At 70.8% G+C, this 24,753-nt stretch carries 20 protein-coding genes; 7 read left to right on the top strand and 13 right to left on the bottom strand.

The genetic code is table 11. The features are described 5' to 3' along the window. The first annotated feature begins 135 nt into the window (after window positions 1-135). Together ACESMR_RS02785 and ACESMR_RS02780 are read left to right on the top strand one after the other, a co-directional pair. The gene (locus ACESMR_RS02785) at window positions 136-1,761 is read left to right on the top strand and encodes a hypothetical protein (protein WP_373044854.1); all 1,626 of its coding nucleotides are present in this window, start codon (window positions 136-138) and stop codon (window positions 1,759-1,761) included. Further along, window positions 1,758-3,890, top strand: a complete 2,133-nt coding sequence (locus ACESMR_RS02780; RefSeq protein WP_373044853.1) for a WD40/YVTN/BNR-like repeat-containing protein — start codon at window positions 1,758-1,760, stop codon at window positions 3,888-3,890. Before ACESMR_RS02785 ends, ACESMR_RS02780 begins: the two co-directional genes overlap by 4 nt. A gap of 84 nt (window positions 3,891-3,974) precedes the next feature. Here ACESMR_RS02780 and secA read toward each other — a convergent pair whose 3' ends face one another. The 5 genes from secA to ACESMR_RS02755 all read right to left on the bottom strand — a co-directional run bounded on the left by secA (window position 3,975) and on the right by ACESMR_RS02755 (window position 11,849). Beyond that, on the bottom strand, window positions 3,975-6,884 hold the full coding sequence (gene secA, locus ACESMR_RS02775) for a preprotein translocase subunit SecA (RefSeq protein ID WP_373044852.1): 2,910 nt from the start codon (window positions 6,882-6,884) through the stop codon (window positions 3,975-3,977). 214 nt (window positions 6,885-7,098) lie between these two features. Next, on the bottom strand, window positions 7,099-8,007 hold the full coding sequence (locus ACESMR_RS02770; RefSeq protein WP_373044850.1) for a M23 family metallopeptidase: 909 nt from the start codon (window positions 8,005-8,007) through the stop codon (window positions 7,099-7,101). A gap of 257 nt (window positions 8,008-8,264) precedes the next feature. Next, window positions 8,265-9,023, bottom strand: a complete 759-nt coding sequence (locus ACESMR_RS02765) for a Stp1/IreP family PP2C-type Ser/Thr phosphatase (protein WP_373044848.1) — start codon at window positions 9,021-9,023, stop codon at window positions 8,265-8,267. A 133-nt stretch (window positions 9,024-9,156) separates the two neighbouring features. After that, a complete protein-coding gene (gene recN, locus ACESMR_RS02760) occupies window positions 9,157-10,869 on the bottom strand; it encodes a DNA repair protein RecN (protein WP_373044845.1) in 1,713 nt (570 codons plus the stop codon). A gap of 113 nt (window positions 10,870-10,982) precedes the next feature. Then, window positions 10,983-11,849 carry an NAD(+)/NADH kinase gene (locus ACESMR_RS02755; RefSeq protein ID WP_373044844.1) on the bottom strand — a complete coding sequence of 289 codons (867 nt, stop codon included), beginning with the start codon at window positions 11,847-11,849 and terminating at the stop codon, window positions 10,983-10,985. A gap of 124 nt (window positions 11,850-11,973) precedes the next feature. On the opposite strand from ACESMR_RS02755, the gene ACESMR_RS02750 reads away from it, so the two are divergent. Further along, window positions 11,974-13,299, top strand: coding sequence for a replication-associated recombination protein A (locus ACESMR_RS02750; RefSeq protein ID WP_373045216.1), 1,326 nt, complete (start codon window positions 11,974-11,976; stop codon window positions 13,297-13,299). A gap of 72 nt (window positions 13,300-13,371) precedes the next feature. Beyond that, window positions 13,372-15,936, top strand: coding sequence for a N,N-dimethylformamidase beta subunit family domain-containing protein (locus ACESMR_RS02745; protein WP_373044842.1), 2,565 nt, complete (start codon window positions 13,372-13,374; stop codon window positions 15,934-15,936). On the opposite strand, the gene ACESMR_RS02740 is transcribed toward ACESMR_RS02745, so the two are convergent. Next, complete coding sequence (locus tag ACESMR_RS02740; protein ID WP_373044841.1) at window positions 15,918-16,838, bottom strand: diguanylate cyclase; 921 nt, start codon at window positions 16,836-16,838, stop codon at window positions 15,918-15,920. The two genes, ACESMR_RS02745 and ACESMR_RS02740, sit on opposite strands and share 19 nt — an antisense overlap. A 211-nt stretch (window positions 16,839-17,049) precedes the next feature. Between ACESMR_RS02740 and ACESMR_RS02735 the strand changes: the two genes are divergently transcribed. Continuing rightward, window positions 17,050-17,601 carry a hypothetical protein gene (locus tag ACESMR_RS02735; protein WP_373044839.1) on the top strand — a complete coding sequence of 184 codons (552 nt, stop codon included), beginning with the start codon at window positions 17,050-17,052 and terminating at the stop codon, window positions 17,599-17,601. On the opposite strand, the gene hemG is transcribed toward ACESMR_RS02735, so the two are convergent. Continuing rightward, window positions 17,568-18,992, bottom strand: coding sequence for a protoporphyrinogen oxidase (gene hemG / locus ACESMR_RS02730; protein WP_373044838.1), 1,425 nt, complete (start codon window positions 18,990-18,992; stop codon window positions 17,568-17,570). The genes ACESMR_RS02735 and hemG overlap by 34 nt on opposite strands. Window position 18,993: 1 nt before the next feature. After that, window positions 18,994-20,031: a uroporphyrinogen decarboxylase gene (hemE, locus tag ACESMR_RS02725; protein ID WP_373044837.1), complete on the bottom strand. Its 1,038-nt coding sequence runs from the start codon at window positions 20,029-20,031 to the stop codon at window positions 18,994-18,996. A gap of 215 nt (window positions 20,032-20,246) precedes the next feature. Here hemE and ACESMR_RS02720 point away from each other — a divergent pair, with 215 nt between their 5' ends. Beyond that, window positions 20,247-21,572: an alginate export family protein gene (locus tag ACESMR_RS02720; protein WP_373044835.1), complete on the top strand. Its 1,326-nt coding sequence runs from the start codon at window positions 20,247-20,249 to the stop codon at window positions 21,570-21,572. Between the two features lie 88 nt (window positions 21,573-21,660). Here the strand turns inward: ACESMR_RS02720 and hemF are convergent, their stop codons facing one another. The 4 genes from hemF to ACESMR_RS02700 form a co-directional block, all read right to left on the bottom strand. Beyond that, window positions 21,661-22,539, bottom strand: coding sequence for an oxygen-dependent coproporphyrinogen oxidase (hemF, locus tag ACESMR_RS02715; protein WP_373044834.1), 879 nt, complete (start codon window positions 22,537-22,539; stop codon window positions 21,661-21,663). A gap of 44 nt (window positions 22,540-22,583) precedes the next feature. Next, entirely contained in the window at window positions 22,584-22,811 is a 228-nt protein-coding gene (locus ACESMR_RS02710) for a secondary thiamine-phosphate synthase enzyme YjbQ (RefSeq protein ID WP_373045214.1), read from the bottom strand. Further along, window positions 22,724-22,993 carry a hypothetical protein gene (locus ACESMR_RS02705; protein WP_373045234.1) on the bottom strand — a complete coding sequence of 90 codons (270 nt, stop codon included), beginning with the start codon at window positions 22,991-22,993 and terminating at the stop codon, window positions 22,724-22,726. Before ACESMR_RS02705 ends, ACESMR_RS02710 begins: the two co-directional genes overlap by 88 nt. Window positions 22,994-23,061: 68 nt before the next feature. Beyond that, window positions 23,062-23,244: a twin-arginine translocase TatA/TatE family subunit gene (locus ACESMR_RS02700; protein ID WP_373044833.1), complete on the bottom strand. Its 183-nt coding sequence runs from the start codon at window positions 23,242-23,244 to the stop codon at window positions 23,062-23,064. A gap of 188 nt (window positions 23,245-23,432) precedes the next feature. Between ACESMR_RS02700 and ACESMR_RS02695 the strand changes: the two genes are divergently transcribed. Then, window positions 23,433-23,753 carry a hypothetical protein gene (locus ACESMR_RS02695; RefSeq protein ID WP_373044831.1) on the top strand — a complete coding sequence of 107 codons (321 nt, stop codon included), beginning with the start codon at window positions 23,433-23,435 and terminating at the stop codon, window positions 23,751-23,753. Window positions 23,754-23,757: 4 nt separating this feature from the next. On the opposite strand, the gene ligD is transcribed toward ACESMR_RS02695, so the two are convergent. Continuing rightward, window positions 23,758-24,708 (bottom strand): non-homologous end-joining DNA ligase, encoded by a 951-nt coding sequence (ligD, locus tag ACESMR_RS02690; RefSeq protein WP_373044830.1) that lies wholly within the window; start codon window positions 24,706-24,708, stop codon window positions 23,758-23,760. Window positions 24,709-24,753: the final 45 nt, after the last annotated feature.

Genomic DNA, 24,753 nt, shown 5'->3' with positions numbered 1-24,753 from the left:
TGCAGCTTTCGGTATACGCCCGCACCGGGAGCGAAGCGCCGCTGCTTTCGGATTCTCGAACCTAAACACGACCCCCGGTTCCGCTGATACTCCGCCCGAGAATACGGCAGGCCACCCCTGCCGGCAGGAGGGCGAATGCGAATCGGAACATTCTTGCTGGCGGTCGTGGGCCTGGCGCTCGGCGCCGCGGGATGCGGGGAGGCGGCGCGCGGCGGCGGGCAGGCGCATGCGGTGGTGGTGGACGCCACGCGAATCGTCGTCGAAGCCCGCGCCCCCGGCAGCGCCGATCGGCTCCGTGGCCTGCCGGGTGCGGTGCCCCCGAGCAGCCACGTCGTCGTCTTTGGCGAAGCGGCCCTCGCCGCGCCGGTCGCCACGACCACCGCGGCAGCGGACGGCGGCTTCGCGCCGCTCGAGATCGGCGACAACCGCCACGAACGCATCTGGCTCGTCGCCGAGACCACCGCCGGACGGAGCGAGCCGGTGGTCCTCGCCAACGACGTGCAGGGCCCTGCCGTCACCTTCCTCGCCGCACCGCCCGCCAACGGCCCGGAGCGGGAGGCACGCTTCGACTTCGCCTGCGACGAGGCGCCGTGCACCTTCGCCTGCGGCCTCGACGGAGGCGTCTACGCCGACTGCACCTCGCCCTTCCGCACCCAGGCCCTCGATCAGGGACAGCACCAGCTCCGCGTCCGCGCCACCGACGCCGCTGGCAATCCGGGCGAGCCGGCGATCCACGTCTGGTCGGTCGAGCTGGAGGCGCCGCCGATCTCCCTCGACGAGGTTCCGCCCGATCCGTCGAACAGCTCCAGCGCCACCTTCCGCTTCTCGAGCGTGCCGGGGGCGCGCTTCGAATGCGGCGACGTGGGGGATCGCTGGCTGCCGTGCACCTCGCCGCACGTGGTCGGCAACACGGACGGCCAGGCCCATTTCCAGGTCCGTGCGATCCTCGACGGCAGCACCAGCGAGCCGGCGACCTACAGCTGGACGATCGACACCGCCGGCCCGGAGGTGGAGCGCCGCGGGGGGCCCGGCCTCTTCAGCAACGATCCCGCGCCGGTGTGGGAGTTCGTCTGCCTCGAGGAGGGCTGCCAGACCTTCTGCGCCCTCGGCGACGAGGAGCTCTACGAGCCCTGCACCTCGCCCCACACCTTCGGCGAGCTCGGCGAGGGAGAGTGGGTCCTCTGGATCAAGGCGATCGACGCCATCGGCAACGAGCGACGCCACCGCTGGCAATGGGAGATCGACCTCACGCCACCCGGCGTGATCTTCGAGCAGCTTCCCCCCGCCGCCTTCCGCGAGCCCGCGACCACCATCGCCTTCGCCTGCGACGAGCAGCGGATCTGCCCGCTCTCCTGCAGCCTCGACGGATCGCCCTTCGCGCTCTGCGAGTCGCCTGTGCTCCTCGCCGGCCTCGCCGAGGGCCCCCATCTCTTCGAGGTGATCGCCACCGACTGGGTCGGCAATGCCAGCGCGCCCTTCGCCGTCCCCTTCACCGTGGACGACACCGCGCCGGCGGTGCGCTTCGACGCAACGCCCGGGGAGGTCACCACCGCCACCTCCGCTTCGTTCGAGTTCGCCTGCGAGGGCGAGCCTTGCACCTTCACCTGCGCGCTCGATCTGCAGGATCCGGCGCCGTGCAGCTCGCCGTGGGAGCTCGAGGACGTCGCCCCGGGCCCCCGCTCGGTGACCGTGACCGCAACCGACCGGGTCGGCCTCGAGGGCGAGGCGACCTTCTCTTGGACGATCGAGGTGCAGCCGTGAAGCGCAATCTCCTGCTCCCCCTGCTCTGCTGGGCAGCCGCCGCCTGTGGCAGCGAAGCCGCTCCCCCCGGCAGCCAGCGACCGGATCCCGAGCCGCAGGCCTGCACCGCCGACGCCGATTGCGAAGGCGCGGCGATCTGCAGCGCCGGCAGCTGCGTCGTGAAGCCCGCCCCTGCTGCGTGGGAGGCGCCCACCGGCCCCGGCAGCTTCGGCTTCGCCATCGCGATGGCGGTGAGCGGCGAGCGCATCGCCGTCTCCGGCTACACCCACGTCCTCGTCTCGCAGGACGGCGGCGCCACCTGGACCCCGTCGGCGGCGCTGCCCTCGCTGCGCCAGGACCAGGTGGTGATCGCCGGCAACACCCTCTTCGTCCGCAACGCCGGTGGCGTCGTCTTCTCGTCGCGGAATTGGGGGGAGAGCTGGACCACCGAGCCGATCCTCGCCTCGACGATCCAGGCCCGTGGCAGCGAGGTCTGGATCCTCTACCAGGGCGAGCAGGGCCCAGCGGTCCGCTACAGCCCCGACGCGATCGCCTGGGAGGAGCTCGACGTCCAGCTGACCTCGCTGGTCCCTGGCGAGGAGACCATCTCCGGCGTCGACGTCCACGGCGCCACCCTCCTCTCCAGCGACGGCGGCAGGAGCTGGGAGGAGCTCGTGCCGCCGGTGCGAATCGGCCGGCAGCCGCTCCTCGAGTGGCGGGGCTCGCTCTTCGGCTTCAGCGAGGAGAGCACCGGCAACCAGATCCTTCCCAACGCCTGGGTGAGCCACGACGGCGGCGCCAGCTGGGACGACGGCACCTTCCTCCAGGTCCCCGCCCTCTCGAAGTCCTGGCTGGGGATGGCGCCGGAGGGGCTCTTCTTCCTCAACTCCGGCGGCGGCGCCACCAGGCTCCGCAACCCCGACGGCTCGTGGGATCTCTTCGACCCGGGGTTGCGCAACGGCTTCGTCACCAGGGCCGCCTCGATCGGCCCCGACGGCGTCTTCCGCACCACCGACAGCGGCGTGCTCGAGCGCTGGAACGAGGCGAGCGGCGCCTTCGAGGTGCACGCGCAGGGGCCGGTGCGCGGGAGCGCGTGGTCGATGGTGAGCGACGGCGCGAGCACCTGGGCGATCGTCGACGGCACCATGATCCAGCGCAGCGACGACGGCGGACGCACCTGGGAGGTCTGCCCGAAGCCCGTCGAGAACCCCGGCGAGAAGATCGGCTACGACGGCCTCGGCACCCTCGAACTCCACGAGGGGCAGCTCTGGATCGGCACCGCCCACTTCGGCATGTGGCGCTCCGGCGACGGCTGCAGGAGCTGGACGCCGCTGGCCTCCGGCATGCCGCACTACAACGGCACCGCCGGCAACCAGCCCCGCAACGTGGTCGGGCTCCATGCCGACGATACCGGCCTCTGGTATTGCACCGGCGGCCTCGAGCGGGTCGAGGGATCCGAGGGGGCCAACGAATCGACCAGCGTCGGGATCCTCCACTCCGTCGACGGCGGGGCGACCTGGCGTGCCGCGCGGCAGGGGCTGCCCACGGCCGGCGCGAACCTGATGGAGCAGCTCTACGAGCCGTGCAACGGCGTCTTCGCCGCAGGCGGCACCCTCTTCACCTCGGTGCGCTCGGGCCTCTTCCGCTCGGTGGGCGCCAACGGGATCTGGGAGGGCCCGCTCGGTTCGCCGCGGATCGAGCTGCAGCAGGGCAGCTTCCCGGCGACGCTGCGGGCGGTGGTGGAGCACGGCGATCGGCTGGTGGCGCTCTTCGAGATGGGCGGGATCGCGCCGGGACTCTACGCCTCCGCGGACGGCGGCGCTACCTGGGAGCCGCTGGCCGGTGCGCCGGCGCCGCTCCTCGAGACGCCTCCCGCGGAGCCTGGGAGCGACGGCCCGCCGTGGAGGCCGTCGGTGGCCGCCTCGCTGATCGAGGTGGGCGACGAGCTGCTCGTCCTCCTCGACCGACCGGGCGCCGTCGCAGCGGACGAGGGGATCTGGGCCTCCGCCGACGGCGGCGCCACCTGGGCGCAGCGCAGCGCCGAGACCAGCGAGTTCGAGGCCGATCTCTACGAGCTGATCGCGACCGACGGCGAGTTCCTCGTCGCCTCGTACCAGGCCGGCGTCTGGCGGCTGCCGCTGCAGCCCTGACCGACCCGAAGCGCCAAAGAGAAAGCCCCCGCTGCCAGCTGGCAACGGGGGCTTTCTCGCTTCAGCGCCGGGAAGGCAGCGCGATCAGGCGCCGGCTTCCTCGCTGGCGCCGTGGCACTTCTTGAACTTCTTGCCCGAGCCGCAGGGGCAGGGGTCGTTGCGACCGACCTTGGGGCCCTCGCGCGTCACCGGCGTCTGGGGCTGCGGCGCCGAGGCGGCTGCGGAAGCGGCCTGCGCCTGGCTCGGCGTGGGCTGGGTGCCGCTGCCGGCGTTGGCGGTGGCTACGTCGGCGTGGCTCTCCACCATCCGCTGGCGCTTGCGCTGCTCGGCGATCTTCCGTTCGAGGTCGGCGGCGGCGCGGGCTGCAGCCTCCTGGCGCTCGCGCTCCTCCTTGCTCACCACCTGGATCCGGAAGAGCTCACGGGTGACCTGCTCCTTGATCCGGTAGATCATCTGCTGGAAGTAGTTGAAGCCTTCCTTCTTGTACTCGGCCTTCGGATCCTTCTGGCCGTAGCCGCGAAGGCCGATGCCCTGGCGCAGGTGATCCATCTGGAGGAGGTGGTCCTTCCAGAGGGTGTCGATCGCCTGGAGCGAGAGCCACTGCTCGAACTTCCGGAGGACCGGGACACCGTCGGTGTCCATCCCGAGGTGCTCTTCCTTCTGCTTCCAGGTCTGCTCCACCGCCTCGAAGAGCTTCTCCTCGATCTCGGCGCGCGGGGTGCCGGGGGCGATCTCGAAGTCGATGCCGAACTGCTCGCGCACCCCTTCCCTCATCCCCTCGTAGTCCTGGTCACCCTTCTCCGGGAGGTGGGTGCCGGCGAGGTTGAGGATCACCTCCTCGAAGAAGTCGAGGACGCGCTCCTGCTGATCCTCCCAGGAGAAGACCTTCTCGATGCGGGTCTTCTTCTTGGTCTTCGGATCCTCGTCGAACTCCACGAGCGGACGATCGGCACCGCAGGCGAGGACCTCCCGGCGCATCCGGTAGATCGTCTTGCGCTGCTGGTTCATCACGTTGTCGTACTCGAGCAGGTTCTTGCGGGCGTCGAAGTGGTGGCCTTCGACCCGCTTCTGCGCGCTCTCGATCGACCGCGTGAGCCACTTGTGCTCGATCTGTTCGCCCTCCTTCATGCCGAGGGTTTCCATGATCCGCGAGATGCGATCGCTGGCGAAGATCCGCATCAGATCGTCTTCGAGCGAGAGGAAGAAGCGGCTGCCGCCGGGATCGCCCTGGCGGCCGGCGCGGCCACGGAGCTGGTTGTCGATGCGGCGGCTCTCGTGGCGCTCGGTGCCGAGGATGAAGAGACCACCGGCCTGCTTCACCTCGTCGCGCTCCCGGGCGACCTCCTCCTCGTACTTCTTCGTGAGCTCGATCTTGCGCGCGTCGTAGGCAGCCTGCCGGGCGGCGAATTCCTCGGGGGTCTCGCCGGGGGTGCCGTCCTCGTTGACCAGGAGGATCGGCGCGGGGCCGAGTTCCTGCATCGCGCGGGCCTCGGCGTTGCCGCCGAGGATGATGTCGGTACCGCGGCCCGCCATGTTGGTGGCGATGGTGACCGCGCCCCGCGAGCCCGCCTGCGCGACGATGTTCGCCTCGCGCTCGTGCTGCTTGGCGTTGAGGACCTCGTGGGGCACGCCGCGCTTCTTCAGCAGCGTGGAGAGCGCCTCGCTCTTGGCGATGGAGACGGTGCCGACGAGGACCGGCTGGCCCTTCGTGTTCAGCTCGCCGATGTATTCGGCCACCGCGTTGAACTTCTCGCGCTCGGTCTTGTAGACCACGTCCTCCTCGTCCTTGCGGAGGATCGGCCGGTTGGTGGGGATCACCACCACGTCGAGGTTGTAGGTCGAGGCGAACTCGGGCGCTTCCGTATCTGCCGTACCGGTCATGCCGGACAGCTTCGTGTACATGCGGAAGTAGTTCTGGAAGGAGATCGTGGCGAGGGTCTGGTTCTCGGCCTCGATCTTCACACCTTCCTTGGCCTCGATCGCCTGGTGGAGGCCGTCGGACCAGCGGCGGCCCGGCATCAGGCGGCCGGTGAACTCGTCGACGATCTGCACCTCGCCGTCCTTCACCACGTAGTCCTTGTCGCGCCGGTAGAGCGTGTGGGCGCGCAGGGCCTGCTCGATGTGGTGGAGGGTCTCGATCTCGGAGGGATCGTAGAGGTTCGGGATGGCGAGGCGGCTCTCGAGCTTCTCGATGCCGTCGTCGGTGAGCATCACCGACCGGGCCTTCTCGTCGATGGTGTAGTCGGTGTCGCGGACCAGGCCCGGGATCACCCGGTCGATCTTGCCGTAGAGGTCGGTGGCCTCGTCGGAGGGACCGGAGATGATCAGCGGGGTGCGGGCCTCGTCGATGAGGATCGAGTCCACCTCGTCGACGATGGCGAAGTTGAGCTCGCGCTGCACGTACTGCGAGAGCCGGAACTTCATGTTGTCGCGGAGGTAATCGAAGCCGAACTCGTTGTTCTGGCCGTAGGTGATGTCCGAGCCGTAGGCGGCCTGGCGCTGGGCGTCGGTGAGACCGTGGAGCACGCAGCCGACCTGCAGGCCGAGGAAGTGGTGGACGCGGCCCATCCACTCCGAGTCGCGGCGGGCCAGGTAGTCGTTCACGGTGACGACGTGGACGCCGCGGTTCTCGAGCGCGTTCAGGTAGGAGGGGAGCGTCGCGGTGAGGGTCTTGCCTTCACCGGTGCGCATCTCGGCGATGCGGCCGGAGTGGAGGACCATGCCGCCGATGAGCTGCACGTCGAAGTGGCGCTGGCCGAGGACGCGGAACGCCGCCTCGCGGCAGGCGGCGAAGGCCTCCGGGAGGAGGTCGTCGAGGGCGCGGCCGTTGGCCACCTCCTGCTTCCACGCGGCGGTCTGCGTGGCGAAGTCCTCGTCCTTGAGGGCCTTCATCCGTGGCTCGAGCTCGTTGACGCGGGCCACCAGCGGCTTGAGCTTGTTCAGCTCGCGCTGGTTCTTGGTCCCGATGAACTTCTTGACGATGGAGTCGAACATCTGGGTTTTCCCGGGTGCGGAGGCCACAGCGGCAGCGCTGCGTCGAACCGCGAACTAGTAACAGACCGAAATTGAAAAGTCCCCCGGCGAGTGGACCGCCATTTCGATCGAACGGGCCCCACGGAGGCTTTCCGCGGGGCCCGCAAAGGTCTTGCAGCCTTGCAGCGTAGAACGGCGGTGGAGGCCCGGGGATTTCCGGGCCGGCGCTCGCCCGCTACTCGAGGAGGAATTTGCGGGGGTTCTCGGGGATGCCGTTGACCCGGACCTCGTAGTGGAGGTGGGGGCCGGTCGAGCGCCCGGTATTGCCCACGCCGCCGAGCTTCTGCCCGCGCTTCACCCGCTCGCCCAGCCGGACGGCGAAATCGGCGAGGTGGCCGTAGCGGGTCTTCACGCCGTAGCCGTGGTCGACGACGAGGACCTTGCCGTAGCCCCCCTCCACGCCGGCATAGACCACCACGCCGTCGGCGGGCGCGATTACCGGCGTACCCGGCCGGTTGGCGATGTCCATCCCCCGGTGCATCACCCGCTCCGCCGTATAGGGATCGACCCGGAGGCCGAAATCCGAGGTGACCCAGCCACGGGCGGGCCACACCGACGGGGTGGAGGCGAGGAGGCTGCGCTGGTCCTCGAAGTAGCGATGGAGCTCGGCCAGGCTGCGCTCGTTGCGCGCCGCCTCCTCCACCAGCGACTCGAGGCGATCGTCGATCGCCTCGTCGGGCTCGTTGCCGCCGATGCCGGCCTGCTCCGCCCCTGGCTCCTCCTCGCCCTGCGGACCGTCCACCGGGCCGATGGGAAGGCCGCGCTCGGTATCGTCGAGGGCGGTGATCGCGCGCAGCTTCTGGTCGAAGCGCTCCACGCGGTCGAGGGTCTCGTCGATGTGGACGATCTTCTCCTGCACCAGCCGGAGCTGGGTCCGGAGCTGGGTGTTCTCGTCGCGGAGCAGCCGGTTCTCACCGAGCCGGTCGAGAACACTCGCGTAGTGGATCCCGGCCCCGGCGAGGGCGAGCAGCACCAGCCCCAGGGCAACACCGCCGCGGACCAGCCAGCGCGTCTGCACCCGGTACCTGCGGGTGTGCGAGTCCCGGTCCGGGATCACCATCAACGTGTACGTGCGGTTTGCCAAGCGTCCTCCGCTTCCTTCGTCGCCCCCGGCCTCGTCCAGCAGCGGCAGTCCCGGTGGACAATCTAGGCACCGGGCGCTGCCGCCAACCGGCCAGGCGGGCGAAGGGATGGACGCTAGGCGAGCCAAATGTTGGACGTCAACTTGAAAGCCGCCCGATCCGCCCCGAAAGGCAACTGGAAGTGCGCCCTCGGCGCACACGGGCGCACCTCGATTGCACACGGCCCTCTGGCAGCTCGGGGCGACAGCTCCGGGTGGGATCAGCTCTCGAGGCGGACCGCGACGACGGTGATGTTGTCGTCGCCGCCCCGCTCGTTGGCGAGATCGACGAGCGCCGCCGGGAGATCCTCGAGGGGTTTCTCCCTGGCGAGGTCGTGGATCTCGTGATCCTCGACCAGGTTGGCGAGGCCGTCGGAGCAGAGGACGAAGACGTCACCGGGCTCGGCGACGAGGCCCATCAGGTCGACCAGGACCTGCTCCTCGAAGCCCACCGAGCGGGTGATGATGTTCTTGAACCGCGAGTAACGCGCCTCTTCGGCGGTGATCACCCCGGCCTTCACCTGCTCGTGGACGAAGGAGTGGTCCTCGGAGATCTGCTGGATCAGGTCGGCGCGCACCAGGTAGGCCCTGCTGTCGCCCACGTGGGCGAAGAAGGCGTCGGCCTCCCGCAGCAGCAGCGCGGTGACGGTGGTCCCCATGCCGGAGAGCTCCGGCTCTTCCTGCGCCCGCCGGAAGATCGCCGCGCAGCCCTTCTCCACGGCGCTGCGGAGGAGATCCGGCAGCGGCGACTCGGGCAGCGGCGCCTCCGCCGCGAAGGGGCCGCTGGGATCGGCGGCTGCCTCGCGCAGCACCGATCCCACCGTCTCCACCGCGAGACGAGAGGCGATGTCCCCGCCGGCGTGGCCGCCCATGCCGTCGGCGACGACGAAGAGCCCGAGGGATTCGTCGATCAGGAACGCATCTTCGTTGCGCTCGCGCCGCCTGCCGACGTCGGTCTGTCCAACGCACCGAATCCTCATGCGCTCCGTCCGGCCCTCTCTCTCGCGCTCGCGCACCGGGCCCGCAAAACGGCGGGAACCTAGCTGCAAATGCGCTGCGGCGGCAAGACAGTATGCCGTACCGCGCGGGCACCGCCGTGGAGTATTTCGGCTTTCATGCAGCACGGCGGCGCCTGCGTGTAGGACGTTCGCGCACGGTCTCGAGGAGCTCCGCCGCAGCGGCGAGGGCTGCCGGCCGCTCCTCGCTCCCGGAGAGCATCCGCGCGAGGCTCCGCTGCCGGGCCTCGCCGTCGCCGAGCACCTCGACCTTCCCGTGGGTCCGCTCGCCCACCACCTCCTTGGAGACGTGGAGGTGCACGTCTGCATGGGCCGCCACCTGGGGCAGGTGGGTGACGCAGAGCACCTGCCGCTCCCGTGCGATCTGCCGGAGCATCTGCCCCACCACCAGACCGGTGGCGCCGCTGATCCCGGCGTCGACCTCGTCGAAGACCCAGATCCCCACGGGATCGGCGTGGGAGAGGACACGCTTCAGGGCGAGGAGGACCCGGGAGAGCTCGCCGCCGCTCGCGGCCCGGACCAGCGGCCGCTCCTCCTCCCCTGCGTTGGCGGAGAAGAAGAATTCCGCCTCCTCGAGGCCCCGGGGCCCGACCTGCTCCTCGTCGAGGACGATCCCCTCCGCTGGAGAGAAGCCGACGCCGAGGGAGGCCTTGCCGAGGCCGAGCCGCACCAGCTCCTCCCCCACCGCCGCGCCGAAGCGACCGGCAGCGGCGCGGCGCTCCGCCGAGAGCCGGGCCGCGTCGGCGCGGACCTCCCGGCCCAGCCGCTCGATCGTCTCGTCGAGGGATCCGGCGCGGCTCTCCTCGCCGCCGAGCCGCTCGAGCTCCCCCCGCATCTCGGCCTGGCGCTCCCGCGCTGCGGCGAGGCTGCCGCCATGCTTGCGGGCCACGCGCCGCAGGCTCTCGAGCCGCTCGTCGATCTCGGCCAGCCGGGCGGGGTCGCCGCCGAGCCCCGAGGCGTAGCGCCCCAGCACCCGCCCCGCCTCGTCCAGCTCCGCCCGTGCCGATCCGAGGAGCTGCACCGGCGCGGTGAGCCGCTCGTCGAGGCGCGCCGCCTCCTCGAGGCGCCGGAGCGCGCTCGCCACCAGATCGGCAGCGGCGCCCTCCCCCGCGTAGATCGCGTTCTCCACCGAGGCCGCCACTTCCCGGAGCCGCTCGGTGGAGGCGAGGAGCCGCCGCTCCTCTGCGAGCCGCTCGTCCTCCCCCGCCTCCGGCGCCACCTCGTCCAGCTCCTTGAGCTGGAATTCGAGCCACTCCCTGCGCCGGATCCGCTCCTGCGCCGCGGCGAGGAGCTCGTCCCGCTCGCGGATCAGCCGGAGGAGCTCGGCGTAGCGGCGCTCGTAGGCGAGGCGCGCCGCCTCGATCCCCGCATAACCGTCGAGGAGCTCCAGGTGCCGCTCCCGCTTGAGCAGCGAGATGTGCTCGTGCTGGCCGCAGAGATCGACCAGCCCGCGGGTGAGCCCGCCGAGGAGCGAGACCGTGGCCAGGGCGCCGTTGACGTGGACCCGGCTCCTGCCGTTCCGGGAGATGGTGCGGCGGACGAGGAGCTCGTCGCCCTCGGCGGGGAGGCCGTGGGCAGCGGCCCGCTCCCCCAGGCCCGTCCCCACGAAGAGCCCCTCCACCACCGCCTCGTCGCAGCCGGCCCGGATCGCGCCGGGGTCGGCCCTCCCGCCGAGGAGCAGCGCCAGGGCGTCCACCAGCATCGATTTGCCGGCGCCGGTCTCGCCGGTGAGGACGTTCAAGCCCCGGTCGAAGCGGACCTCGAGGGACGAGAGGATTGCCAGGGATTCGATTCGCAACGCAGCCAGCATCGGAAGCCTCCTCTGCTCAACCGTTCACCTGAACGGATGATCTGCGTCTTAGCAGAGGGGTCTGACATTGGCGAAAAGGCGCCCCGGCGGACCTGTGATCTCCCGTTGCCCGGTCAGCGCAGCCCCCAGCGCAGCTTGGCCCGGAGGATCGAGAAGTAGTCGAGGCGCGGGTTGTTGACGAGGAGCACCCGGTCCGCGGAGCGCACCACCTCGACCCGGTCCCCCCGCTCCATCGCGAGGCCCGACTGGCCGTCGAGGGTGAGGAAGACCTCGCCGTTGTCCGACTGGAGGACGATCCCGATGGCCCGGTCCGGCGGCACCACGATCGGCCGCTGGGTCAGGGTGTGGGGGCAGATCGGCGCCAGCACCACGGCGTCGAGGGAGGGGTAGAGGATCGGCCCGCCGGCGGAGAGCGAGTAGGCGGTGGAGCCGGTCGGGGTGGCGACGATGATCCCGTCGGCCTTGTAGAGGGTGACCGGCTTGCCGTCGAAGCTGACGTCGAGATCGGCGATCCGGGCCAGCGCGCCCTTGCTGATCACCACGTCGTTCAGCACCTGCTGCCGCACCAGCGGCGGCCCGTCGCCGCGGTAGAGCGCCGCGTCGAGCTTCATCCGCTCGCTCACCGCGTAGCGTCCCTCGAGGGCCTCCTCGAGGGCCGGGAGCATCTCGCTCACCGGGATCTCGGTCATGAAGCCGAGGGAGCCCATGTTGACGCCGAAGATCGGGATCGGTTTGCCGGCGAGGACCGAGGCCGCGTGGATCAACGTTCCGTCTCCGCCGAGGACCACGAGGAAGTCGATCGTCTGCCGCAGCTCGGCTGCGCCCAGGCGCGTCCCGGCATAGTCGCCTTCGATCGAGTCCTCGAGATAGACCTCGCGCCCCCGTGCGCCGAGCCAGGAACAGAGCTGGCGGGCGGCTTCGAGGGCGGCGGGATGGCTCTTGCGCGGGATGATCCCCACGCGCTGGTGACGCTCGGGCATGGCGCCGGATGGTAGCACGCGCGGTAAGATGCGACGCATGAGCAGTGATCAGCGCGATCTCTCCGGCGGCGCCGGTGGTGGGGGCGGCGGCGGTGGCGGGCGACGCCCGCCCCGCAAGGGCACGATGCCGGCGCCTGGCCCGGCGGGGACCGAGCCGGCAGCGCCCCTCGCCGAGCGGATGCGCCCCACCGGCCTCGACGAGATCGTCGGGCAGAAGCACCTCATCGGCGAGGGCCACCTCCTGCGCCGGGCGATCGAGCGGGACGAGGTCCCCTCGATGATCCTCTGGGGCCCGCCGGGAAGCGGGAAGACCACGCTGGCGCGGGTGATCGCCGAGGCGACGAAGAGCGCCTTCGTTCCCTTCAGCGCCGTGCTCGGCGGCGTCGCCGACGTGCGTGCGATCATCGCCGAGGCGCAGGAGCGCAGGCGCCGGGGTGGCGGCCGCACGCTGCTCTTCGTCGACGAGATCCACCGCTTCAACAAGGCGCAGCAGGACGCGTTCCTCCCGCACGTCGAGCGGGGCACGGTGACCTTGATCGGCGCCACCACCGAGAACCCCTCCTTCGCCCTGAACTCGGCGCTCCTCTCCCGGGCCCGGGTCTACGTGCTCCAGGCGCTCAACGAGGACGATCTGCACGAGCTCCTCGAACGCGCGCTCCGCGACGAGTCCCGCGGCCTCGGCACGCTGCACCTCGAGGAAGAGCCCGAGGCGATCCGCCACCTCGCGCAGGCGGCCTTCGGCGACGCGCGCCGGGCCCTCTCCGCCCTCGAGGTCGCCGCTGCCTCCGCTGCGGCGCGGCCCGATCGCAAGCTCACCCTCGCCGACGCGGAGGAGGCGATCGCGCGGCGCTCGCTCCTCTACGACAAGGCAGGCGAGCAGCACTACGACGTCGTCTCCGCCTTCATCAAATCGATGCGGGGCAGCGATCCCGACGCGGCGCTCTACTACGCGGCGCGCATGCTCGAGGCAGGCGAGGATCCCCGCTTCGTGATCCGGCGCATGGTGATCTTCGCGGCGGAGGACGTGGGGCTCGCCGACCCGAGAGCCCTCACCGTCGCCAACGATTGCAGGCAGGCCTTCGAATTCGTGGGCTGGCCCGAGGGCTGGATCCCGATCTCGATGGCGATCTGCTACCTCGCCTCCGCCCCCAAATCGAACGCGAGCTACAAGGCCTACGGGGCCGCGAAGGCAGACGTGAACGCCCACGGCCCGCTGCCGGTGCCGATGCACATCCGCAACGCGCCCACCGGGCTGATGAAGGGGCTCGGCTACGGCAAGGGCTACCGCTACCCGCACGACTACCCCGGCCACCACGTCGCCGAGCAATACCTGCCCGAGAAACTCCTGGGCCGGACCTACTACGAGCCTTCGGATCAGGGGCTGGAGCGGCAGATCGGCGAGCGCCTCCGCCACCTGCGGGAAAAGATCCGCGAGGGGCAGGACGAATAGTCGCTGCACGACGCGCGTGCAAAGGCAGCGCAGCGCTTGTCGTGCAAGCCCCCCGGACGCAGCTTGGGGCCGATGCGCCCACAGCTGCCCGCACTCGTTCTCGCGCTGCTCGCAGCCTGCAGCGATCCGAAGCTGGTCGATTCCCCGCCGCTGCAGCAGGCGCCGTCGGACCCGCCGCTGGTGCGGCCCGAGGTCCGGCCACCGGCGCCGCCCGCCCTGCCGGCGGTCGATCCCCCGCGGGGATCGCCGGTGCGCCACAACCCGATCCCCGAGGAGAACGCGCTGCCGGGCGATCCCACGTGGGACGACACCTACGACGCCTGGAACCGGCAGATCGAGGGCTACGCCAGCAGGGCCACCGCCGAGGCCGGCGACGTGGTGGAGGTGAAGCTCCACGCGAGCGCGGCCCGCACCGCGAGCTGGCGGCTCTACCGCTTCGGCTGGTACGGCGGCGACGGCGCCAGGCTGGTGGCGGAAGGCGGACCGGTGGAGGTGGAGCCGCAGCCCCCCTGCCCCCCCGACGCGACCACGGGGCTGGTGCGCTGCGATTGGGAGACGGCCTTCTCCTTCACCGTGCAGCAGGCGTGGGTCTCGGGGCTCTACGCGATCCGGATGGAGCGGGACGATGGCTACACCCGCTTCATCCCCCTGGTGATCACCGACGACCGCCGGGCGGATCTGCTCTTCCAGGCGGCGGTCACCACCTACCAGGCCTACAACACCTGGGGCGGCACCTCGCTCTACGCCGACGCGACCGGGACGCTGCCGCTGGGCCGCGCCACCCACGTCGGCTTCGACCGGCCCTACGACGGCGATCAGGGCACCGGGCAGCTCTTGCGCTACGAGGTGCACATGGCGCGCTTCCTCGAGCGCCATGGCTACGACGTGACCTACGCCACCAACCTCGATCTCCACGCCCGGGGCCCCTCGCTCCTCGGGCGCCGCGGCGCCTATCTCTCGGTGGGGCACGACGAGTACTGGTCCGGCGAGATGCGCGACGCGGTCGAGATCGCCCGCGACCGCGGCACCGACCTGCTCTTCTTCAGCGCCAACACCGCCTATTGGAAGGTGCGCTTCGAGGAATTCGCTGCGCCGAACAACCCGCGGGTGATGGTCTGCTACAAGGGCCGAAGCGGCGACGACCCCGTGCAGCACGACGTCACCGCCCGCTTCCGCGATCCCGAGGTCGACCGGCCGGAGAACGGGCTCCTCGGCGTGATGTACGAGTCGTGGTCGCTGCTGAGCGCGCCCTTCGTCGTCGGCGACGCCGACGCCTTCCTCTTCGAGGGGACGGGGCTCCGGGACGGCGACGTGCTCCAGCGGCTCGTCGGCTACGAATACGACCGCACCTTCGACAACGGCGCCACGCCGCAGGGCTTCACCGTGCTCGCGCGCTCCCCCACCCTCGACGCGGAGGGAAAACCCGGCCTCTCCGAGACGGGCTGGTACGAGGCGCCCTCGGGCGCGCTGGTCTTCTCGAGCGGAACGATCGAGTGGGCCCACGGGCTGGGCAAGCCCGGCCTCGCCGATCCGCGGGTGGAGCGGATGACCGCCAACGTGATCGAGCGGGCGCTGGGGATCCCGGTGCCGCGGGGCGTGGGTGAGGGGCCGCTTCCCGAAGAAGCCGATCCGGAAGGCCCCTTCGCCGCAGCGGTGCGGACGGTGGTGACGGGCCTCGAGGCCCCCTCCTCGGTGGTGGAGCTCCCCGACGGCAGCCTCGCCGTGGCGGAGCCGCGGCAGCACCGGATCCTCCACGTGGGGCCGGCGCCGCAGCGAAGGGTGAGCGTGCTCGCCGGCGACGGCCAGCTCTCCAACAACCCGGCCTACGACGGCGTACCCGGCGCGCAAGCGCGCTTCTTCTCGCCCACCGCGGTGATCGCCGACGAGAACGGTGACGTGATCGTCGCCGACACCTACAACCACTGCATCCGGAAGATCCTGAACGATCCGCAGCGCACGGTGATCACCGTCGCCGGATCGATGGGCCAGCGCGGCAGCGCCGACGGCGCCGGCGACGAGGCGCGCTTCTTCCTGCCGATGGGTCTCGCCATCGATCCGCTGACCAGCGACATCCTCGTCGCCGATGCGGGCAACCACCGGATCCGCGCCATCGAGCGCGGCTCGTGGCAGGTGCGCACGGTGGCGGGCACGGTGGGCGGCGACGTGGACGGCCCCGCGCTCACCGCGCGCTTCAGCTATCCCACCGCGGTGGCGGCGCGGGAGGACGGGACGATCTACGCGGTGGCGAGCGGCAACGCGAAGCTGGTGTCCGTCGCCCGCGGTGTCGATCGGCAGGTGACCACGCTGGCCGGCGGCAGGGTCGGCTGGCTCGACGGGCCGGGAACGGTGGCCCTCCTCGCGCCGCAGGCAGGACTCCTCTGGGACGGCGAGGCGCTCCTCCTCTCGGAACCGACCAACTACCGGATCCGCCGCGTGGTGCCGGGAGCCAGCGCAGCCACGACGGAGGTGGGGACCTTCGCCGGCTCCGGCCGCTCGGGGCTGGTGGACGGCGCCGCGTTCGATGCGTCGCTGCCGCTACCGCTCGGGCTCGCCCTGGGAGCGGACGGCACGATCTACGTTGCCGACGGGGCCAACGGCGCAATCCGCGCCATCGAGCCTCAGGAAGCCATGCCGTAGCAGCAGAAGCGGTTGCGGCCCGTGCGCTTCGCCTCGTAGAGCGCGTTGTCGGCGCAGCGCAGCAGCTCCTCGGGGCTCTGGATCCCCGCGCCAGGAAAGAGCGCGATCCCGGCGCTGCAGGTCACCTGGAGCGAGGCGTAGGGCGCGCCGAAACGGCGGCCCGCCATCTCCTCCTGCACCCGGCGCAGCACCGCCGCCGCGCCGTCGAGCGCCGTCTCGGGCAGGAGCATCACGAACTCCTCGCCGCCGTAGCGCGCGATGAAGTCGGTCTCGCGGACCTCCTCCCGCAACAGCTGCGCAAACTCGCGGAGGACCTCGTCGCCGGCGAGGTGGCCGTAGCCGTCGTTCACCTGCTTGAAGTGATCGAGATCGATCACCGCCAGCGCGAGCTCGTTGCGGTAGCGCTGCGCCCGGAGGAATTCCTCGCGGAGCCGCCGCTCGAGGAAGCGGTGGTTGTAGAGGCCGGTGAGGCTGTCGGTGGAGGAGAGGCGCTCCAGCTCGCGCTTTGCCCCGGCGATGCGATCGTGCATCGCCTTGATCCGGAGGAGCCCGTCGACGCGGGCGAGCAGCTCCTGCCCGTCGAAGGGCCTGGCGAGGAAATCGTCGGCGCCGAGGCGCAGGCCCTCGACCCGGGAGGCCACGTCGCCGCGCACCGAGGTGAGGAGCACCGGCAGGTGGTCGTCCTCGGAGGCGTGCTGCTTGATCATCCGCAGCACCTGCAGGCCGTCGAGGCCGGGCAGGACGAGGTCGAGCACCACCAGATCGAAGGGCTCGGAACGCGCCGCCTTGACGGCAGCGAGGCCGTCTCCGACCGCGTCGGTCTGGTGACCCGCGCCTGCCAGGAGGCGCACGAGCTCTTCCTGTGCGGACCGTGTGTCGTCGACGACGAGAATGCGTGGCACGGTTTACCGACTCCCCCACCCGAACTTGCCCCGCAGCCTACCCGACAAGGGGTGTCGGCGGAAAGCTGCACGGAACGCATCGGTGTTCTGGCCGGACTGGTTGACGGACTCGTCGGCACCGTCATCGGCTACGAGATCTCCGACGAGGCGCCCTGCGCCTACCCCGCGTAGGCGGTCGCCCCCGGGGTCGGGCGTGACGTATGCTTTCACAATGCCGACGCTCTCCTTGCCGCTGCTCGCCCTTTCGCTCACCACGGCACCGCCGACGCTGGCCGACGGGCTCTCGTTCGAGATGCCGGTGCTGCAGCAGCGCGCGGCGCCCGCCTCCGCGGAAGGTGCCTGGGTGCCTGCAGGCAGCAATGAGGTCGCGGAGGATTTGCCGCCGGATCGCCCCCACACGGCGGTGCGCCTCGCCGCCGAGGCGGGTGGCGCGCTCACCGTCGGTTTCGCCGGCATGGCCGTCGGCGCCGCCGTGGGCAGCTCGACGTGCGGGCGTGACGATGGCTTCGATTGCATGGATAACGTCGGCATGGGCGCGCTCATCGGCGCCGTGCTCGGCGGCGCCACCGGCACCACCCTGGGCGGCCACCTCGCCGGCGGCAACGGCAACTTCATCGCCAGCCTCCTCGGCGGCGTCGCGGGCGGCCTCACCCTCGGCCTGCTCACTGCGGGCACGGAAGCGCAGGGCACGGCAGTGGCCCTCGGCGCGATGGCGGGGCACCTGGCCGGCTACGAGCTCACCGACAGCGCGCCGACCCGCTGATCGCCGAGGATGCGCGCCGTGAGCTCCGGCGCAGCGGCGATGCAGTCGTTGAAGCCGATCCCCTTCCACGCGTTGCCGGCGAGGAAGAGGCCGGGGTGCTGCGCCACGCGGCCTTCCGCCGCCTGCCGCTTCGCCTCGTGGCCCACGTGGTACTGCGGGATCGCCCGCTCCCAGCGCACCACCTCGAGGAGCGAGGGATCCCCGGCGGCGCCGACGATGGCCGCCAGCTCCTCCCGGGCGAGCTGGCCGATGCTCGCCTCGGAGCCCAGGGCGAGCTCGGGCCGCACCGCGCCGCCGACCATCACGGTGAAGAGCGCCTGCCCCGGCGGCGCCCGCCAGGGAAAGAGCGTGGAGATGAAGATGGCCCCGAGGATCCGCTTCCCCTCGCCCGGCGGGATCAGGAAGCCGAAGCCGTCGAGCGGGTGGCGGATCCGCTCCTTCGGCCAGGCGAGATGGACCACCGCCATCGGCACGTAGGGGATCGCCTGTGCCAGCTCGGCGAGCGAGGCATCGAGCGGCGCCACCAGCCTGCCGGTGACGTCCGCCGGCGTGGCCAGCGCCACCGCGTCCACCTCGAGCTCGGCGCCCTCGCCCCGCTTGCTGGTGTGGAGCCGCCACCTGCCGCCTGCACGCTCGAGCCGATCGACGGCGGTGCCGGTGTGGACCACGTCGCCGAGCCGCTCCGCCAGCCTGCCCACGTAGCCGCCGAGGCCGCCCTCGCAGGAAGTGAGCGTGCCGGAGGGCCCCGAGGGACCGCCGGCGTTGGCGGGGACCGGCCCTGCGGGCCCCAGCGCCTTCCGCCTCTCCCGCTGGATCCGGATCATCGCGAGGAGGAGCGAGCGGTGCTCCGCCTCGAGCTGCGCCATCCGCGGAAAGCAGCTCTGGAGCGAGAGCTTCTCCACGTCGCCGCCGTAGATCCCGAGGACCATGGCGCCGAGCAGATCGCTGGTGGCGCGGCGCCCGAGGTGGCGCCTGCCGAATTCGGCGATCGACTCGTCCTTGCCCGCGGGCTTGCGCGGCGTGAAGAGTTCGCCGGCGATGCGGAGCTTCGCCGACCAGGGCAGGAGGTCGGAGGCGAGGAAGGCCGGCGGCTTCGTCGGCACCTCGCGCAGGCCGCCGCGCAGGTGGATCCAGCGCCGCTCCGCCGCCCGGTCGGCGCGGTGGAGCGCGCCGCCGAGGCCGAGGCGATCGGCCAGCTCCAGCGTCTTCGGCTCCTTGTCGAGGAAGCCGTTGGGCCCGGCCTCGAGGAGAAAGCCGTCCTTGCGGAAGGAGCCGACCTTGCCGCCGATGCGATCGTCCGCCTCGAGGACGATGGGCTCTGCGCCCTCCGCTGCGAGGCGCTCCGCGAGCGCGAGCCCCGAGATGCCGCCGCCGACGATCGCAACCCGCACGCTAGCTCCGACGCCCGAGCCGGTGCACCTCGGAGACGAGGTGCCTTGCCATCTCCGGATCGGTCGGCGGGGTGATCCCGTGGCCGAGGTTGAAGATGTGGCCGTTCTTGCCGCCGTTGCGGCGGATGATCTCCTCGACGCGCCGGGTGATCTCCTCCTTCGGGAGGAAGAGCGCGGTGGGATCGAGGTTGCCCTGCACCGCCACGTCGTCGCCGAGGATGCTCCTCGCGACGTCGATCTCGATCCGCCAGTCGAGGCCGATCACGTCGGCGCCGGTCTTCTTCATCCGGGTGAGCAGCGTGCTCATCCCGGTGCCGAAGTAGATCACCGGCACCTCGGGGTGCTTCGCCTTCACCGCCTGCACGATCCGCTGCACGTAGGGCAGCGTCCAGATCTCGAAATCCTCTGGGCCGAGCTCGCCGCCCCACGAATCGAAGATCTGCACCGCCTTGCAGCCCGCCTCCACCTGCGCCAGCAGGTACTGGGCGATGGTCTCGGTGATCTTGCCGAAGAGCTGGTGGGCGAGCTGCGGCTCCTGCCGCATCATCCGCTTCACGCCGAGCCAGCTCTTCGAGCCGCCGCCCTCGACCATGTAGGCCGCGAGGGTGAAGGGCGCGCCGGCGAAGCCGATGAGCGGCACCCTGCCGTGCAGCGCCTGCACCGTCTGGCGGATCGCCTCGAGGGTGAAGGGGGTGCGGTCGGTGGGATCGAAGACGTCGAGCTTCTGCACGTCGGCAGCGGTCTTGACCGGCTGCGGCAGCACCGGCCCCTCGTTCTCGTGGAATTCGAGGGGGACGCCCATCGCCTCGACGGGGATGAGGATGTCCGAGAAGAGGATCGCTGCGTCGACGTCGAGGAAGTCGATGGGCTGGACCGTCACTTCCGCCGCGAGCTCCGGCGTCTTGCAGAGGCCGAGGAAGGTGGTCTTGCCGCGGACCGCCCGGTACTGGGGGAGGTAGCGGCCCGCCTGGCGCATGATCCAGATCGGCGTGGTGTCGACGGGCTCGCGCCTGCAGGCGCGGAGGAAGCGATCGTTCACGTGGGGTTCCCTCCGGTGGCGCGCGTTGGGCGCGCGGCCTTTGGTGGCACCTACGCTCGCCCCCCACCTTCGTCAAGGCGTTCCGGGTCCGGGATCTCGTGAAATCTGCCTTATGCCCCGCTGTCCAAAGCCTTGGCGCCGCTGCCTGCGCTTGCTCAGCAGGCGCAGGGCCCTATCCGCGGGGTGTCGAACCAAGGGACCCGGAGGTCCGCCAAATGACGCCTCTTCTCGCATTGCTTGCAGCCACCGCCCCCGTCGAGACGACACCGCCCCCTGCCCCGCCGCCGATCGAAGTGCACGGCGAGGTGCGCGCCCGCGGCGAGGGGCTCTCCGAGCTCGACCTCGATTCGGGCGCCGTGCGCACCGGTGCCAGGAGCTGGCAGGACGGGGAGCGCCTCCTGCTCCGCACCCGCCTCGGCATCGACGCCAGACCCACCGAGAACCTCTCCTTCTACGCCCAGCTCCAGGACGCCCGCCTCTTCGGCCAGGAGCTCACCACCACCTCCAGCCTGAACAACATCGCGCTGCGCCAGGGCTGGGTCGAGATCCACGACGTCGAGGGGGTTCCGGTCGCGCTGCGCGTCGGCAGGATGGAGCTCGCCTACGGCGACCAGCGCCTCGTCGGTCCCCTCGGCTGGGACAACGTGGGCCGCGCCTTCGACGGCGTGCTGGCGAAGGCGAACGTCGGCGACTTCCGCTTCGACGCCTTCTACACCCGCCTCCACGCCGATCCCTGGAACGACTTCGCCCGGACGCCCGGCGACGATTTCGCCGGCCTCTACGGCAGCTGGAGCGCCACCCCGCTCCTCACAGTCGACGCCTATGTCTTCGGCCTCTACGACCGCGGCGGCAGGATCGACAGCGACGACGACGGCGCCCTGGATGCCGACCGCTTCCCCGGCGGCGAGGACCTGCAGATCTACACCCCCGGCGTGCGCGTCGACGCGAGGCCCGTGCAGGGGCTCCACCTCAACGGCGAGTTCGCCTGGCAGACCGGCAACCGCGGCGACCTCGACGTCGCCGCCTTCGCCCTCCACGCAGCAGCCGACTACACCTTCGCGGTGGCCACCGCACCGAAGCTCCTCGTCGGCTACGACATGGCCTCGGGCGACAGCGACGCTGGCGACGAGAAGTGGGGGACCTTCGAGAACCTCTACCCCACCAACCACGACAAATACGGCCTGATCGACCTGGCCTCGTGGAAGAACCTGCAGGACATCTACTTCGGCGCGGGCTTCAGCCCGGTGGCGCCGGTGGCCTTCCAGGCCACCGTCCACCTCCTCGGCCGCACCGAGACGGAGGACACCTTCTACCGGGCCAGCGGTCTGCCCCTGCGTGACCGCGCGGCGGCGATGGAGAGCGACGCGAGCAACGTCGGCACCGAGCTCGACCTCACTCTCAACTGGAACATCACGAAGGGCTTCGGCGCGCTGCTCGGCTACTCGCAGCTCTTCGCCGGCGACTTCCTCGACGACACCGCAGCGGACGGCAAGTCGCCGGATCCCGCCTTCGCCTACCTGCAGCTCACCGGCTCCTTCTGAAGCGAAGGCACGGGTGGTCGAAGAAGAACCGCTCGACTCCTGGTCGGGCGGCTCTTCTCGTTGCTGCCGGCGCTGGGCTCGCGGGCGTTCAGGCCCAGGCGTTGCCCGGCTGGTAGAAGGCCAGCGCCTGCTCCTCCGGCGAGCCGGGGAGCGGGTGGTGGTCGTAGGCCCAGCTCGCCTGCGGCGGCAGCGACATCAGGATCGATTCGGTGCGCCCCTGCGAGCGGAGGCCGAAGATCGTGCCGCGGTCGTAGACGAGGTTGAACTCGACGTAGCGTCCCCGCCGGATCAGCTGCCAGGCCCGCTCCCGGTCGTTCCACGGCGTGCCCATCCGCCGCTCGGCGATGGGCAGGTAGGCCGGGAGGAAGGCGTCGCCGGCGCTCCGGAGGAAGTCGAAGTGGGCCTCGTCCGCAGGGAGCTCGTCGAAGAAGATGCCGCCGACGCCGCGCATCTCCTCGCGGTGGGGCAGGTAGAAGTAGTCGTCGCACCACTTCTTGAAGCGCGGGTAGAAGGCCGGATCGTGCGCGTCGCAGGCGGCCTTGAGGGTTCCGTGGAAGTGGCGCACGTCCGATTTGTGCGGGAAGTAGGGGGTGAGATCCGCGCCGCCGCCGAACCAGGCGCCCTCGCCCCGGGTCATGAAGCGGAAGTTGGCGTGGACGGTGGGCACGTGCGGGTTGCGCGGGTGGAGCACGAGGGAGACGCCGGTGGCGTAGAACTCGCCGCCGCTCCCCTTGAGCTGGCCCGAGAGCGTCTCCGGCACCTCGCCGTAGACGACGCTGGTGTTGACGCCGGCCTTCTCGAAGAGCGAGCCCTTCTCGAGGACGCGGCTGATCCCGCCGCCGCCGCCCTCCCGTTCCCAGCGGTCCTCCCGGAAGCGGGCGCCGCCGTCGAGGTCCTCGAGTGCCTTGCAGATCCGGTCCTGGAGCTCGCGGACGTACGCCGCTGCCCGTTCGCGCATGTCGGTCATGCGAGGATCGATAACACGCACGGCGGGCGGCCACCGCCGCAAATTCAGGCGCCGAGCACCTTGACGATGAGCCGCTTGCGGCGCTGCCCGTCGAACTCGGCGTAGAAGATCCGCTGCCAGGGACCGAGGTCGAGCTTGCCCTTCGTGATCGGCACGATCACCCCGTGACCGACCAGCATCGACTTCAGGTGGGCGTCGCCGTTGTCCTCGCCGGTGCGGTGGTGCCGGTAGGCGGGGCCTGCGGGAGCGAGCTTCTGCAGCCACTCCCAAATGTCCTCGTGCAGTCCCGGCTCGTCGTCGTTGACGAAGACCGCGGCGGTGATGCAGCGGAGACGAGGACGAAGCCCTCGCGCACCCCGCTCTCCCGCACGATCCGCTCGACGGTGTCGGTGAGACGGACCAGCTCGCGGCGCTCGGTCGTCTCGAACCAGAGGTACTCGGTATGCGCCTTCATACGACCCCCCTCGCGTCGGCCCGGGTGTAGGCCTCGGGGGTGGGCGTTGCAAGCGCTGCAGCCTGCGATCAGACCTTGGGCTTGGCGTCGGTCTCGGAGACCTCGTCCTCACCAGCGGTGTTGATCCCCTTCTTGAAGTTCTTCAGGCCCTCGCCGAGCGCCTTGCCGAGGGCAGGCAGCCGGGTGGCGCCGAAGAGAAGGAGGATCACGGCGAAGATGATCAGGAGCTCACTGCCACGCATGCCGAACATGGGAAACCTCGCGAAACGGCGTACCGGACGCTTGTCTACAGGGTAACGCCTGCCGGGTGCAATCTGCTTCCCGGCAGGCAGCTTCTCCACCCTACGGAGGGCGGGTAGCAGCTCGATGGCAGGCTCCCTACCTTCCTCTCCGAGCGACCGAGCGTCACCTCGAGCGCCCCTTCGGAGGAGAGATGGACATGAACGCCAAGAAGGCCCTCGCCGGCCTCGCCGTTGCCAAGAAGATGCGCGATCTCGCGGACTACGACATGAACGACGCGCTGGCGCTGATGGGATTACGCCGCCGCGCCAGCGCCTCCACCCGCTTCTTCGGCGCCCTGGGCCTCGTCCTCGGCGGCGTGGCGGTTGGGACCGTGCTCGGGCTGATGCTGGCCCCGCGGGCGGGCAAGGATCTGCGGGAGAGCTTGCAGAGCGGGGGCAACATGCCCGGTAAGTCCGAGGGCGGCTACGGCGCCCGGCCGATGAACGTCGGCGCGCAGGGCGGCTCGAACTTCTCCTGAAGCCTCAGCTCCGCGCCGCGGTTCGCGCCGCGGCGCCGAGGAGCGGGGCGAGGTCGAAGCGGCTGCCCCCGGTGGGTGGCGCCCAGAGCTCGCCCCGATCCCGCACCCTCGCCGGCACGTTGGCGAGGGTGAAATCCTCGATCTCCACGCCGTCCTCCACCTCCGCCCAGGTCACCGGCGTGGAGACCGTGGCGTACGGCTTCGGCCGCACCGAGTAGACCGAGGCGAGCGTGCTCCCCCACCGGTTCTGGTTGTAGTCCACCAGCACCCGGCCCCTGGGCCGCGCCGCCACCTCGTAGACCGCGGTGGCGATCCCGGGCCAGCGCTTCTCCACCTCGAGCGCGAAGGCCTTGGCGAAGGTCCAGACCTGCTTCTGGGTGGGGCCCCGCTCGATCGGCACGTAGAGGTGCATCCCCTTCGAGCCGGTGGTCTTCGCGAAGACCTCCATCCCCAGCGCCTCGAGGAGCTCCCGCACCCGGAGCGCCGCCTCCCGCACCGTGGCGAAGGTGGCCCCCTTCACCGGGTCGAGGTCGAAGTGGAGGTAGTCGGGCCGGTCGACGTCGTCGCAGCGGCTGTACCACGGGTTCAAGTCGATGCAGCCGAGGTTGATCACCCAGAGGAGCGAGGCGAGGTCCTGCACCATCGGGAAGTCGATCACGTTGCCGGAGCGGTGGTGGATCCGGCAGGTCTCGATCCAGGCGGGGGCGTGGGACGGGGTTCGCTTCATGAAGAAGAAATTCCCCTGCCAGCCATGGGGATAGCGCTTCATCACCATCGCGCGATCCTTCAGGTGGGGCAGGAGCACCGGCGCCATCTCCTCGTAGTAGCGGAGGAGATCGCCCTTGGTGATCCCGAGGTCGGGCCAGAAGGGTTTGCGCAGGTTGGTGAGCTCCACCTGCTTGCCGCCGACCTCGAGCTCCACGTCGTCGGCGTCGTCCGGAATGCGCGAAGCCATCGCCGATCAAGCTGGCGACGGCGTGCCGCCACCGCAGCGTGCCGG

The organism is Vulgatibacter sp. (assembly GCF_041687135.1).
Taxonomy (GTDB): Bacteria; Myxococcota; Myxococcia; order Myxococcales; family Vulgatibacteraceae; genus JAWLCN01.
Note: the sequence above shows the minus strand (reverse complement) of the source record. Positions and strands in the feature narration are given on the sequence as shown.